The sequence below is a fragment of the Siphonobacter sp. SORGH_AS_1065 genome, from assembly GCF_030818595.1.
In the GTDB taxonomy this organism is placed as follows: domain Bacteria; phylum Bacteroidota; class Bacteroidia; order Cytophagales; family Spirosomataceae; genus Siphonobacter.
Genome location: NZ_JAUTAM010000008.1, coordinates 1 through 14,365 on the forward strand (window position 1 = coordinate 1; position 14,365 = coordinate 14,365).

The 14,365-nt window shown below is 44.7% G+C and carries 13 protein-coding genes; 3 read left to right on the plus strand and 10 right to left on the minus strand.

Features of this window, described 5'->3' with window-relative positions:
- From QE390_RS22620 to QE390_RS22660, 9 genes are all read right to left on the minus strand, one after another.
- A partial coding sequence (locus QE390_RS22620; protein ID WP_307144011.1) for a PLP-dependent cysteine synthase family protein occupies positions 1 to 566 on the minus strand: 566 nt, incomplete at its 3' end.
- A 103-nt stretch (positions 567 to 669) separates the two neighbouring features.
- Complete coding sequence (locus tag QE390_RS22625; RefSeq protein ID WP_307144012.1) at positions 670 to 1,797, minus strand: TlpA disulfide reductase family protein; 1,128 nt, start codon at positions 1,795 to 1,797, stop codon at positions 670 to 672.
- A 27-nt stretch (positions 1,798 to 1,824) separates the two neighbouring features.
- On the minus strand, positions 1,825 to 3,177 hold the full coding sequence (locus QE390_RS22630; protein ID WP_307144013.1) for a RagB/SusD family nutrient uptake outer membrane protein: 1,353 nt from the start codon (positions 3,175 to 3,177) through the stop codon (positions 1,825 to 1,827).
- 13 nt (positions 3,178 to 3,190) lie between these two features.
- Positions 3,191 to 6,541 carry a SusC/RagA family TonB-linked outer membrane protein gene (locus QE390_RS22635; protein ID WP_307144014.1) on the minus strand — a complete coding sequence of 1,117 codons (3,351 nt, stop codon included), beginning with the start codon at positions 6,539 to 6,541 and terminating at the stop codon, positions 3,191 to 3,193.
- A 208-nt stretch (positions 6,542 to 6,749) separates the two neighbouring features.
- The gene (locus tag QE390_RS22640) at positions 6,750 to 7,709 is read right to left on the minus strand and encodes a FecR family protein (RefSeq protein ID WP_307144015.1); all 960 of its coding nucleotides are present in this window, start codon (positions 7,707 to 7,709) and stop codon (positions 6,750 to 6,752) included.
- Positions 7,710 to 7,906: 197 nt separating this feature from the next.
- Entirely contained in the window at positions 7,907 to 8,545 is a 639-nt protein-coding gene (locus QE390_RS22645; protein WP_307144248.1) for an RNA polymerase sigma factor, read from the minus strand.
- 154 nt (positions 8,546 to 8,699) lie between these two features.
- Positions 8,700 to 9,476: an acyl-CoA desaturase gene (locus tag QE390_RS22650; protein ID WP_106636090.1), complete on the minus strand. Its 777-nt coding sequence runs from the start codon at positions 9,474 to 9,476 to the stop codon at positions 8,700 to 8,702.
- A gap of 133 nt (positions 9,477 to 9,609) precedes the next feature.
- Entirely contained in the window at positions 9,610 to 10,356 is a 747-nt protein-coding gene (locus QE390_RS22655) for a LytTR family DNA-binding domain-containing protein (RefSeq protein ID WP_307144016.1), read from the minus strand.
- Entirely contained in the window at positions 10,353 to 11,384 is a 1,032-nt protein-coding gene (locus QE390_RS22660; protein WP_106636092.1) for a sensor histidine kinase, read from the minus strand. Before QE390_RS22660 ends, QE390_RS22655 begins: the two co-directional genes overlap by 4 nt.
- Before the next feature lie 132 nt (positions 11,385 to 11,516).
- Here QE390_RS22660 and QE390_RS22665 point away from each other — a divergent pair, with 132 nt between their 5' ends.
- Positions 11,517 to 12,143, plus strand: a complete 627-nt coding sequence (locus QE390_RS22665; protein WP_307144018.1) for a TetR/AcrR family transcriptional regulator — start codon at positions 11,517 to 11,519, stop codon at positions 12,141 to 12,143.
- 72 nt (positions 12,144 to 12,215) lie between these two features.
- On the plus strand, positions 12,216 to 12,629 hold the full coding sequence (locus QE390_RS22670) for an OsmC family peroxiredoxin (protein WP_106636094.1): 414 nt from the start codon (positions 12,216 to 12,218) through the stop codon (positions 12,627 to 12,629).
- A gap of 468 nt (positions 12,630 to 13,097) precedes the next feature.
- Here QE390_RS22670 and QE390_RS22675 read toward each other — a convergent pair whose 3' ends face one another.
- The gene (locus tag QE390_RS22675) at positions 13,098 to 13,517 is read right to left on the minus strand and encodes a BLUF domain-containing protein (protein WP_307144019.1); all 420 of its coding nucleotides are present in this window, start codon (positions 13,515 to 13,517) and stop codon (positions 13,098 to 13,100) included.
- Between the two features lie 243 nt (positions 13,518 to 13,760).
- Between QE390_RS22675 and QE390_RS22680 the strand changes: the two genes are divergently transcribed.
- Positions 13,761 to 14,360 (plus strand): RNA polymerase sigma factor, encoded by a 600-nt coding sequence (locus QE390_RS22680; RefSeq protein ID WP_307144020.1) that lies wholly within the window; start codon positions 13,761 to 13,763, stop codon positions 14,358 to 14,360.
- Positions 14,361 to 14,365: the final 5 nt, after the last annotated feature.

Genomic DNA, 14,365 nt, shown 5'->3' on the forward strand with positions numbered 1-14,365 from the left:
ACAAAAGCATCCGGCTTTTTATTAATCAAATCCAGTTGTCGCCAGATTTCGGGACCAGTGGTTCGTTCGTGTGCTTCGGCATTATACTGATTTTCAAATTGCTGGGGCAGGAAAACACCCCCTTGAGCGGCCAGTTCCTCACTGAGACGAATACTACCCAGAAAACCGCCTTCTTCCTTACTAACCAGTGTGATATCGGCTCCAAGACTTTGGATAATATCAATGCGTTCGCGGCTCAGCCAGTTTGGCATGATGATCCGAACGGAATGACCCAGGGCTTTACCCAGAGCAGAAAAGGCAATGCCGGTATTGCCCGAAGTTGCTTCGACGATGGTATCCGATGGGTTGATTTTTCCCTGACGATACGCCTGATCGAGAATGTATAAGGCCATGCGATCTTTGATACTTCCCGTCAGATTATAATGCTCGCATTTTACAAAAATGGAACGGCTGATTCCTTCAAGGGTATAAAAAATTTCAAGCATGGGCGTATTACCCACCAAGTGCCACAGGTGATTGAATTTTTCGCTGAGATCTAATGCTCGGGGCTCTGCCTGCGTTTTCATAGAATTTCTAAAGTTTCAGTAAAATGTTGATGAAGAGTAAAAACTGAAACCTACTATTTAGTTTCCGGGAAGAGTAAGAAACTCCCTCTTCCCGGTTTAATCATTATTTTAATAACTCCGCCAGTTTCTTTTCGAGATCGGCTCCACGTAAGTTTTTAGCAACGATTTTTCCGTCTTTATCCAACAGAAAATTAGTAGGAACTACCTTCACTACGTACAGTCCGGCGGCTTCATTCTGCCAGCCTTTTAGATCTGAAACATGCGGCCAGGTTAATTTATCGGCTTCGATAGCTTTCACCCAGGCTGCTTTTTTAGAGTCCAGCGAAACACCCAGAATTTCAAATCCTTTGTCACGGTACTTGTTATACGCAGCTACTACGTTTGGATTTTCTTTTCGGCAGGGGCCGCACCAGCTCGCCCAGAAATCTACCAGTACATATTTCCCTTTCAGCGAGGATAAGGCAACCGCTTTGCCGGAGGTATCGGCCATGGAGAATTCAGGAGCGGGCTTACCTAGTCCAATCTTGGCCAGATCGGTGGTCAGTGTTTTGATCTGTTTTCCGTAGTATGAGTTCTGAACGGCTGGGCTCATGCCCGCGTACAGGCCCGGAAGTTTTTCCGCTTCGGGTTCCATGCTGTAGTAACTGATGGCCAACATGGGACTTACCACTGAATTCGGATGAGATTTAATGAAAGCCTGAGAAAGGCTATCGGCCCGTTTGAACTGGTTCTGAATTTCCTTGGACTGAAGTTTCGCCAGACTATCGGGTAGGGTCTGTTTAGGGCCTGATCGATAGCCAGCGTACTTCTTTTCAATGGCCTGTAACTGCGTGAAAACGATGGACTCCAGCTCATGACGGTGCTGCTTCCACTCCTTATTTTCCTTCGCTCCCTGAATAGTAGCTTTTGAAAGGGAGTCTTTCACGGCGGTGACCGTGGTAGGAACGCCCGGCATTATAAAAAAGGCTACGAATTGCTGACGATTGGAAGCCAGTGAAAGCGAAGCCGTTCCTTCATGGTCTAAAGCACCTTTGAAGGCAAACTTGCCATCTTTCGTTACAATGGAATCACGGCCCGACTCACTGCCTTTGGGGTAATACAGATAAATCTTCTCTTCCTTTAAACCTTTAATCTCACCCTTAATCAGGTACGTCGAAGCCGGGGCTTTTTGAGCAAACGAGGCCGAGATACTCATGAGCATCAGTCCAGCCAGGGTGGTTATTTTTTTCATAAATAGATATTGGTTATTAGTGAGTGATTAATAGCCTGAGTTTTGCGTTAATGCTGGATTCGCTTCAAGCTGGGTTGAAGGAATGGGCATTAACAGTCCTGTCGTTTTCCAGCCGGGTTTAATCGGAGTTAGCACGGCATCAGCCTGGTTAGTTCGCTTGAGGTCAAACCAGCGATGGCCGAATTCTCCGAAAAACTCTACTTTACGTTCCTGCAAAATCGCTGCTAGCAAGGCACTTTGCGTAGTGGCGGTAGAAGCCGACAGGCCAGCCCGGCTGCGAACGATGTCTAAATCCGCTTTAGCTGCCGTGAACTGATTCAAATTTGCCTGTGCCTCAGCCCGAATCAGATACTGTTCGGCCAGTCGGAACATCACGTTGTTTTCGTTACCCGCTGTTGCCGTTTGAAGTTTGTATTTGTTGATCCGCTGGTATACGGTACTCCCAATGGTCATGGAATCGACCCAGGCCGTACGACGTTTATCCCCCGCTTCGAACGAACGAACAAAGTTTGATTTCAACACAAAACCTGGAGCCGCATTAGGATTGGATGTACGGTAATTCGCTCCCAGTCTTGTGAAGCCCAGTAAGGTAGCCGTCTGAAAAATCGTTTCGTTACTATTGTTAACAAAGGTCGTAGAAAGATCTCCCAGGCTATACGTCCCCGAACCAATCACTTCCGAAGCTTCCGCAGCGGCATTCGCGTAGTCTTTGGTATACAGGTACGCACGTGCTAACAATGCCGAAGCCGTGTGTTTGTTGATTCGGGTACGTAAGCTACCTACGTATGCTGTCGGCAGACTGGCTTTGGCGTCCTTCAAATCGGTGATGACCTGAGCCCAAACCTGAGCTGCCGGAGTTCGGGGAAGGCCAGCATTTAGAAACTCATCCGATGAAACCGTTAAAGGCACATCCCCGAAGTAATTTACCAAATGGAATAGTGCGTAGGCACGCCAGAATTTGCTTTCGCCGAGCAACTGTTTTTTGCCTGCTTCAGTCATACCCGGTGACTTAGAAATACCCTCAATCGCCATGTTGGCCTGACGAATAAAACGATAACCCTCGAACCAGATATACTCAGAAACAAACGTATTGAGTGGAGAAACCGTATTGTTTTCGAATTGTTCCAGATCTGAGTTAGTAGGAGTGTATTCCAATTCGTCGCTCAACAGTCCGCCAAATACAGTCCAGTAGATGGTAGGGTTACTGCGAACGGTAGAATACATATTTAACACCACGCTGGTAGCTGAGGCATCAGAGCTAAAAGCGTCATCTACCCCAATAACGGTGGGAGGATAATCAATGCTTACAAACTTCTCACATGAAGCAAGACTTAAACCTGCCAATGTAATAAAGAGGGGAAAACGAAAGATAGATTTCATGGGAATATCCTGCTTAGAATGACACATTAAGACCTGCAACAATGGTACGGAGCTGAGGCACTGCCTGGAACTGGCCCGAACCCAACCCGGTACCCGTACCGGGCAGTGAAGTTTCAGGATCAAGGATGTATTTCTGTTTGGCCCAGGTAAACATATTTTGCCCTTGTACATACACCGAAACTTTCGAAAGCTGAAGGGGCTGAATCAAGGCAGCAGGAAGGTTATAGGACAGACTTACCGTACTGAGCTTGAGGAAAGAGGCATCTCCCCACAGAGCATTCGAGGAAGAATAGTAGCTAAACGCGGATGAATAAAGCGTAGTAGCTGCCGGATAAACACCGTTAGGATTGCTCTCGGACCACCGGTTCAGAGCCGCCGTTGTTTTGTTTGCCACACTATTACCTAAGGGGAAGCCGTATAAATCAGAAAAATTAAATTGATAGCCCATTCGGTGATTAAACCGCAGGAATACATCTAACTGGAAATTCTTGTAGGAAAGTGAGTTATTGATACCACCAAAGAAGGGATTCCCGATAGGAGCCATCACTCGATCTTTGTTGAAGTTAATGACGCCATCGCCATCAATATCCTGTACGGTTGGCAAACCGTTGGCATCCAGACCAGTGTATTGATACAGGCGGGTTGCGTTGACGGGCTGGCCAATGGTATAAGAGCTGGAATTGAAAAGCTTTTTGGGATCGCCAATGGAAAGGAGCTTATTTCTCAGGAATGTAAAATTGATATTCGTTGACCATCGCAACGCAGCCGTAGCTACATTGATGGTATTCAGTTCGAATTCAAATCCCTTATTCTGAATGACGGCATCCAGGTTACTCGAAAAGGAATTCACCCCTGACTGGGTAGGCATGTTGGTACTGGCCAACTGATCGCCCGAACGATTACGGAAGTAAGCAGATTTCAGCAGAATCCGATCGTGAAAGAAACCCATTTCGAGAGCTACTTCGAGTTTCCGGGTCGTTTCCCAATGGAGCGTTGGATTAGGAATATTATAATTAACCAACGTAGCCGTTCCTGAATAAACATTAGTGCTACTCGTGAGCTGATAGGTAGGGAGATAGGCATAGTTAGGAATCTGATCATTACCCGTCAAACCATAGCTACTTCTGAGTTTCAGGTAACTAAACCAGGGAAGTGTTTTCATGAACTCTTCCGAAGAAACCAGCCAGGCAGCTCCAATAGCCCCAAAGTTTCCAAAACGATGGCTAGGACCAAAGCGGGATGAGCCATCGCGGCGGAAGGTTCCGTTAAGAATGTACTTGTTGTCCCAGCTATAGTTTACCCGACCAAAAGCAGAAGTGTATTTATAGAGCGAATAGTTATTTTGGGTAACGAGTATAGTACCCGCTCCTATTAAAGATTTAAGGAGAGCATCATTGGTGTAATTACGGCCTTCAATGGATTGGCCCGTAGCATTTGATTGTTGGAACGTTCCCCCAACCAGAACATTGATTTGACTTTTCCCAAAAGCTTTGCGGTAGTCTACCTGAGGCTCTACAATATAAGATTCGATTTTATTGTTAGCAAAAACGGACGAGCTAATGGGGTTATACAACGGGTTTTGTGAACGGGCCGGATTAACCTGAATTTGATCGATACCCGTCAACGTATAACCATTGTTGATTTTTACGTCCAGGCCGGGTAAGATGGTATATTTTAAATTCAGTTGGGTAATGAAGTTCGTGCTTACGTTGTCAAACTCCTGCATAAGCAGACCTTCCGGGTTTGAACCTCCGGTCCAGTTCAAGCTACCGTCCGCATTATACAGCGGATAGTTGGGAGCCAGACTGTAGACAGAAGTAAGATCCGATCCAACCAGGTTGTTCTTGAGGTGAGAGTAAGAGGTCGTGAAATCGATTCTGAATTTCTGGTTCGCCGTGGTGTGACTACCAGCGAAACGTCCCGAAAGGGTAGTAGCTCCCAGATTTCCGGGGAATACGGTGCCTTCTTTGCGATATAAACCACTGAATAAGAAAGAGTTGAAGGCATTGCCTCCCGAGACCGATGCACTGGCATTCACAAATTGAGCCGTGCCGCCCAGGTATTTGCGTTGCCAATCCGTGTTAGCGTTCTGATCCCATAAGGTTAAATCTGGAGCGTTCGAAGTATTAGGCGTTACCTTCGCTCGGGCAAAAGCTTCCTTGCGTAAAGAAAGGTATTGTTCCGTATTGAGCATGGGGATATAATGAGGCACTTTTCCCGCTCCGCTGTTGACATTAACATTGAACTGGGTTCTCCCGGCTTTGCCTTTCTTCGTAGTAATCAAAATGACACCGTTCGATCCGCGTGAACCGTAAATGGCCGTAGCATCTGCATCTTTCAATACGTCAATTCGCTCAATATCTTCGGGGGGAATCAGGCTTAAAGGGCTTTGCTCACCATTGGCACCAGAAATACCATAAGCATTCAGGTTGTCATTGGCGGGTTGTCCACCATTAAACAGGGTAAACGGAACACCATCAACTACGTAGAGAGGAACCGTACCTGAAGATAATGAACCCTGGCCGCGAATCTGGATACGAACGGAACTGCCGGGTAAACCATTATTCTGCGTAATCTGAGCTCCCGCAATTCTACCCTGTAAGGCAACCAGCGGGTTAGAAATGGTCTGGACGGAGATGTCTTTCGCAGTAATGGAGCTAACCGCCCCGGTGTTATAACGTTGAGTGGTAGTTCCATAACCGATGACCACTACATCGTTTAACGAAGCATCTTTGGGCTTCAGATCTACTTTCAGATACGATTGGGTACCTATCCCTACCTCGCGGGTTTCGTAGCCTACGTAGCTGAATATTAACACAATTCCTTTGTCGGGTGTAGTAATGCGAAATTCACCTCGGTCGTTCGTAACGGTTCCTTGAGAGGTACCTTTAACCCGAACACTTACCCCAATCATGGGCTGATCGTTATCCGCACTGACCACCTGACCGCTCACTTCCCGCTGAATTTCCAGCGGAACGTCCGTTGAGCTGGTTGATTTCAGGGGCTTAATCACAATCATGTTAGAATTCGCGTGTGGCTGAAAGGTCATCCCCGCGGGAGTTAATACCTTTTCTAATACCTGATTCAGGGAAGTATTGACCGTTGAAACCGTTACTTTCTGATTCATTTGTGGCCAACTGCTGCTGTATACGAATCGTACACTCGCCTTAGCTTCGAGCTGTTGCAGCGTTTGTTTTAACGTAAGATTCTGAATCGAGATAGTGACCGAACGATCCAGAACGCCCTGGGCGTAGTTGGTGTGAGCAAAGGTCATGGAAGCCAGCCATAGCACCAGAAAGCATTGATAAACCGTAAATCGCATAAGTTGATAAGTGACGGTTTGGGGGGTATAAATTTTTAGCATTAATTTGGTCAAGTTTTATTCAGACGGTTTTCGGAATAAGACAATGAACAGCCTGCCCGCTTTCCTAGAGCGGGAGTAATTGCGTTACTGGGTGTTCATGTAAGGTCAGGAGTGCGGGGGCACTTCTGGCCTTTTTTAAAGAGTTGAGAACAGGTTTATGTCATCCAGTCAGAAATAGAAGTGAATAAATGATTAAGTGAATAGAAAATTACTGGCAGTTAAGACCTTTTAACTCAACGCTTGCCCCTTCGATGACATACGTACCCCCAAAAGTTTGCGTTAAGACGGATAATGTATTTTCCAGCGACTGGTCTGTTAAATCGGCTCTTAATAAACAGTCATAAATGGACTTTTTATCGCTGATGATGTGAACGTTAAACTTCTTCTCAATACGGGTTAACACTTCAAACATCGGTACGTCCTCAAACTGCATGGGATACTCCGTTCCCTGAATATAGGTCAGCTTTTCGGGTTCGCTGGGTTGCAGAATCTCCGGTTTAAAATCCTGACTTTTCTGTTGATAAACGGCCTTTTGAGCGGGTAATAAAGTAACCTGACCCTGCGGCGAGCTTAACATTACTTTTCCCGTAAATACGACCACTTCCAGCTTTTCAGCCCGGTTTCGGATATTAAAGCTGGTTCCTAAAACCTTAGTCGTCATGCGGCCCGAATGAATCATGAATGGGTGTTCAGGGTTTTTGGCTACTTCAAAAAACGCTTCTCCATGCAATTTTACTTCCCGGAGGTTTCCCGTAAATCGGGACGGATACTCCAGACTACTGGAGTCTTTCAACCATACCAGCGTTCCATCGGGTAATATGACTTTATGAATCTCTTTCGCATTTGCATAAGCCATTTCAAGGGTAACACGGTTGGTCCAGTATTGATAACCTGCCAGTCCGGCTCCGATCAGTACTACCAGAGCTGCTGCCAGTTGCCAGGCGATGTGCCGATACCAGGGCAGGCGACGTACCGGGTTGGGTTGAATGTGTTTTTGAATGCGTTCCTGCATTCGGTTTTTAATCGCTTGTTTTTCAATGGCCGGTATTTCTTCAAAAGCCTGTTCAGGGAAAGAAGCCAGCCACTGATCGACCTGTTTCTGTTCGATAGGCGTAGCGGTTCCGTCCAGAACTTTCCTTAAGATCCGGTCAAATTGTTCTTCATTCATAAAGTGATGCAATCAGGTTAGAGTGGAAAAAAGGTGAAATACTCGGGTTAATAAACCTAAAAATTCACGCCTCTAGCTGCCTCTCTACTGTTATATTCCCTAAGTGGGCTTCAACACACAGTCGAAAGGCAATTATTTTTTGAGAAATTTAAAATTAGTAAAATAAACTTCCTGTGATTTCGGAAAAAGCCTATTAATCAATGGCAAAATAGCATTCCGATGGCTAGTAATAAAATAGAATCACCCAGCACCGATCGGAGATGCTTGAGGGCCGTTGTCAAATAGTTTTCAACCGTTCGGTTTGAAATCTGTAGTTCCCGGGCAATTTCCTCAATGGAAAGCTGCTGTCGCCGACTCATCCAGAACACCTGCTGACATTTATTGGGTAACTCACGGATGGCGTATTCAATGCGTTGTTTCAAATCTTCCGCCGCCCATTCTTCATCGGTAGAATTATCGACTTGCTGTGAAAGAAAATGACTAAAGTGTTCGGCGTATTGGCTGCGTACTTTTTCCGAACGGAAATAGGAGAGTAACCGCTTTTTGAGCACACTGAACAGGTAAGGAGCGAGGGAGTCGGTAACGGTCAGGGCCGAGTGATTTTCCCAGAAAATAATGAAGACTTCCTGAACCAGCTCTTCGCTTTCCTCGATTAGCCGAATGCGGTTATAGACGTACGCATACAAGGGAGACCAGTACCGATCATACAGGGACGAGAATACACTTTCGTCTCCTTCTTGAAGACGAGCTAGTAACTCCTGATCCGTATCGAAAGATCGCTGTAGTATGGCCTTACCCAGATTTTGTTTGCAAAAATTCGAGTAAAAATACGGAATACAGGTTAATTATTTGGTAGATTCTTCCATCGACTTACGATTGGAAGGCTACTCACTATGTTAACTTACAAATAGTCAGCACGCAACCCGGGTAAAAAAATAAAAGGTAACCATTTCAGTGGTTACCTTTTACAGGACTAACGACGTGGATCGCTTAGGAGGCCATTTTTCTTTTCTCCATAAAGACCTTTGTACGGCCTTTTTCTTTGGGTAACTGAATGACGTTGAGAACATTCAATACTTTCATGATTTGATACGAAGGATCAATTTCAAACCATTTGAAGGCAAAGTTGGCCCGGTTTCCGTAGGTGTGGTGGTTGTTGTGAAAACCTTCGCCCATCATCAGAAAATCCACGGGCATCAGGTTTTTTGAAGTATCGTTAACCTTGAAGGTCGTATAGCCAATTTTGTGAGCAAACCAGTTGATAATGGCACCGTGAATGGGTGACAGCAGGTAATGAACGGGCAGCAACAGGAACCAGCCCCAGGACGGTGCGAAGTAGATGTAGAAAAGCGTATAGAGCGTACCCCAGGCCACACGGGAAACCCGGCTGGAAGCAAAATCATCGAAACTTTTCCAATCAGGAACGTTGGCGGTAAATTTAGGATCAACCGCAATGCGGCGTTCGCGAATGGCCGAGTAGAATTTAGCCGTTTTCAGCATCATATCAAAAATGCCATTGCTGTACATCGGCGAGTGCGGATCGTTTTCCGTATCGGCGTAGGCATGGTGCATGCGGTGCATCACGCCGTAGGCGTAAGCACTCAGGTAATTCGAACCCTGAAAAATCCAGGTTAATACAAAAAACGTCCGTTCCCAGCCTTTGGACATGGTAAAGGCCTGGTGGGCAGCGTAACGGTGAAGGAAAACGGTCTGGAAAAATAAGGCTCCGTACCAGTGTATAGCAAAGAATATGAGGATTGCAGTCATCGCTTTTGTTTTACTTTTTTCAGTAAATATTCGGTCTGAGAGGCTCTAAACCGAGCTTTTAGCGATGACTGGTCGAATTCACTTCCCGAGTTGTAACATTACCTGACTGAATCGTAGGGCCAAAAAAGCAAGGTCAGGAGTTAATCCATTCTTTAAAGGCCGTAGCCCGGTCGCGACTGACGAATACTTCCTCTTCGTCCGGTGGCATTAACTCCAGTTTCAACCGACCATTGAAATGCGGGTGAATTTTATGAATGCTGTCAATGCAAACCAATCGATTACGGCTGATCCGGTTGAAGCGACGGGGATCTAACTGTTCGCTGAGTTCTTCCAGTGTCGCGTCAATTAACAGTTTCTGCTGGTCGAAGGTAACGACAAAACTGAGTTTGTCTTCGCTTTTGAAATAAGCGATGTCCTGAACTTTAACCACGGCGAAGCCATTTCCTTTCCGCACCATAAAACGCTCTTTGGGTTCAGACTTCGTTGGTTGAGGCGTGGGTAACAAACCTTTTTTCAATAAACGATACGCCTGATTTTCGTACTTTTTCAAGGCCGCCCGTAATTCTTCGGGTTGAATGGGTTTCAGTAGATAATCGATGCTGTTTTGCTTGAAGGCCTGAATGGCGTATTGGTCGTAGGCGGTGGTATAAATGATGGGAGCATCGATGGAGAGCCGTTCGAATAACTCGAAACTTTCCTGATCTTCCAGTTGAATGTCGGAGAAGATCAAGTCAGGTTCGGCATGAGCACTGAACCAGGCTACGCTTTTTTCAACCGAGGGCAATACCGCCAGTACTTCAATAGTAGGATCAAGTTTTTCCAGTAAAAACCGGAGCTTTTCGGCTGAAAAATATTCGTCTTCAATGATAACTACTTTCATGCTTTTTCAGAGTAAATCAAGGGTAACCCTACCCGGAATACGCTTGAATCGGGTTCCACCACAATCGACTGTCCGGTCATAAACTGGTAACGAGCCTGTAGGTTTTTCAGTCCAATACCGCTCGAATTAACCTTTCCCGATTTGGTGTGAATGCTGTTGGTCACCCAAAGCGTTGAACCTTCCGTATAAATGGAAAGCGTGAGCGGGTGTTCGTCGGAAATGTAATTATGCTTGACAGCGTTTTCCACCAATAACTGAATGGAAAGGGGCAATACCTGAGCCCGTTGGGCGTGGGAAAGCTCAATGCGGGCTTCGATTTTATGATAGAACCGAACATTGAGCAGGAATAAATAAGCTTCAACTACGGAAATTTCGGCAGCTAAAGGCACCTGTTTTTCTTCGGTGTGATCTAACACATACCGATACACCTGGGCTAGTTTACTGATATACAAATCGGCCAGAGCCGGATCTTTATACACTACACCGCTAAGCACACTCAGGCTATTGAAGAGAAAGTGCGGATCGAGTTGTTTTTTGAGCCCTTCAAGGCGGGCCACGAGGTTTTCCTGCCGAAGTTTTTCCTGTTCAACCAGCGACTGTTTCCATTGGTTAAAAAGAAAAGTTCCTTCATTGAAAGCCGTAAAAAGCAACGCGAGCAGGAAGGAAACGAACGCATTCTGGACGATTACGCCAAGCGTGATTAATTCGGATGCTACGAGTCGGCCATAAATCAGAATTCCGCAAATCAGACTCAACGAAGAGAATAGAAAAATTCCCAGGACTTCATACACCAGGTGTTTGGTAATGCTGCGTTCCCAGGGAAAGAAGTACAGCGTTAAGGCCTGAATGAGCTTGCTTCCTTCCCAAATGATATAACTGGTCAGGGTAGCCACTAGAATGGAGAGCAGGTGAGCGGAGGACCCCAACTCCATGGGAATGTAAAACGTAGGCACCACAATGCCGAAGCTCAGGGCTCCGAGCAAAGCAGTCCAACGGACCTGAAATTTATAACGAAACTTTTCTGTCAAGGCTTTTGCAGGAATAAGAGTTAGTCAAAGGTAAAAGGTCGCGTTCAGTTTTTGCTAATAATAAGGATCAGATCACAGAGGAGTCGGATGCGAAAAGAATTTAAAAATAAATGAAAAAATATTTTGTACTAAATGGTACAATATTATACCTTTGTAGAGCAAAACAAACAGGAAATGGCAGGCAGACCCAAAATATACGACGAAGAAAGGGCCCTTGATCGGGCGGTGGGCGTATTTTGGGAAAAAGGCTACGCCAACGCTTCAGCAGACGATTTGCTTAAAGCCATGGGTATTGGCAAGGGCAGTTTTTACCTGGCTTTCAAAGGAGGCAAACAGGAACTGTTCGAAAAATCCATGAAGCGGGTGGTGGATCAGAATTTCAGAGAGTTGAGATCAGCCATTCATGCCTGTGATAACCCCGTTAAGCTGATTAAGGACTTCTTTTTGGGTTTAGTGGGAGAACAATCGCCGATTGGGAATCAGGGTTGCTACTTTGGGAATGCTCTTGTACAGATTAGCGAAAACGATTCAGGACTTAAGTTGCTGGCTGCTCATTACCTAACCCTGCTGGAAAGTATTTTTGAAGAAGCCATGCAGCGAGGAAAAGACCTGGGGTTACTTCAAACAAACCTGCCTCCGGCAACGCTGGCGTCGTATCTGATTAATCTGTGGAATGGCATTAACGTAACGCGTCGGATGGAAACGGATTCGGCAAAACTGGCTGAACTTTTAAAATTGAATCTGGCCGTAATCGAGTAAATTTTTTTAACCAATATTGTACTATTTGGTACAAAATATTTCTAATCAATCTATTACAAAAACAACACAATCATGAAACGCAGAGCTACAGCCGTTTGGAACGGAGACATTAAATCAGGAGCAGGTCATTTAACGACGCAAAGTACTACGCTTAACAAGACTCAATATTCATTCAATAGCCGTTTTGCTGAAGGAGTAGGAACGAACCCCGAGGAGTTACTGGCCGCAGCTCACGCAGGTTGTTTCACCATGAAATTAGACCTGGATTTGACGCAGGCGGGTTATACCGTAGAATCTTTGGAAACGGAATCAGTTATTACCTTGGATAACGGAAAGATTACCTTGTCTGAATTAACGTTACAGGCAAAAGTACCCGGTATTACGGAGGAAGAATTTCAGAAAATCGCCGCTGAAGCTGAAAAAACCTGTCCCGTAAGCGGAGCGTTTAGTTTCGAAATTAAACTGAATGCCAGTCTGATTGCCTAGTTAATTATTACCCTAGGAAAAGCCCACTCAATTTTCATGAATTGAGTGGGCTTTTCCTAGGGTAATAGTCAAGGGAGATACGGGTATGCCCAATTAAACTACCATTGCTAGTGAATCAGTAAAACGACTGGTAATCAATACTTAATGGATTGGGTTTCATCTCAATTAACCTAAAAATTCTCCTGTAGGATGGAATGCGTACCCTCAGAATACACTATCAGTTGCTGAGCTTTAAGATTTCCTAAAGAAAGGATTAGTTCATAGCGTTAACAATTGGATAAGGAAATACACGCCCTGGTAATTAATTGCCTGGGGCTACTAGTTATTAATCATGTTTTAGAGAATAGTTATAGCTTTTAAATTAAGCATGTATGGGTATGAACTTATTCATCTCAATTAATTACTCGACTCATGTATTTATAATGGGCAATACTACTCAATAGGTTGATTAATAAATCAATAGATTAGTTAATTTCGATAATTATCCTGGAAAAAGTTAGTAACAATTTTGATCATTTCATTATCTGGATTATTCCCGTAATCAGGCGAAAAGACAGTGCTGATGACCTCGCTTAAGCCGGAAAAATTCTTGGCATCCAATGTTTTATAAAAGAGATATTTTCGGCTAAAAATCCGCTGTTCAATGGGATTTTTGGAGAGAATAGTAATGTAGGTTTGGCGTGGATCTGACTTTAATAAATCGATAAAAGCTTCGAACTTTTCAAGCTCAGCTTCGCCCATTTGCAGCATGCTTCCATTAAGATAAATGAAAACTCCTTTAATGTCAAAGGCGTCAACGGTTGTGGCAAACTGATCTAAAATGGCAATGAGCTCCTGTTCCTGAAGGAGTTGTTTAGAGGAACTGAAAAAGGCAATGCGGTATAACATAAGCAGTCGGCCAGAGCGTATAGCTTTTAAAAAAGGAATAGGGCAGGCTCGGTTCGCAAAACGAGCGACTTACGCATTACAAATCTAAAATAAATCATACTCACTGTAAGCTAAAGTGCTGATATTCCCATAGAAAGTTCTGTGTTTTTTCATATCTTGCGTAAACTTCGCCTTTGCATGCACTTTATACCAAATTATACTCCAAAACGATTCTAAAAGAAAAGCGATTAGCATCCATTGGCAATGGAAGAAGAGAAATGGTGGGATGAATTCAGAGCAGGTGATGAGCAGGCGTTTCAATTGCTTTTCAACACCTACCGCCGCCGTCTGTATAATTACGGACGCAAATTCAGTCCCGATGAATTAGCGATTGAAGATGCCATTCAGGATCTGTTTGTAAAGTTGTGGCTCAATCGAACTTCAATTAAAGAAACCCCTTCCGTAAAAAATTACCTGTATAAAGCTTTCCGGAGAACGCTGTTTCGTAAGCTCGAATATGCGACGCCCCTGCTTGATTTTTTTGAATCCGAAGGAGATTATACCTTTCAGATTGAACTTGGGCATGATGTTACGATGATTCAGGCCGAGCATCAGCAGAAAGTGAAGGAAAATCTCGAAAAAGCGTTGGAGAAGATGAGCCCTCGGCAACGGGAGATTATTCACCTGAAGTATTATGAAGGGCTTGAGTACGAGGAAATTGCCGAGATTCTGGGTATATCTTCCAGTAGTACCTATAAATTACTTTACAAAGCATTGGACAGTTTAAAAGCTCATCTGTCGACCCATGAGTTTAGGATATTGTTCGGCGTTTTTCTTTACTGGAAGAATCAAGTTACGAACTAAGGATT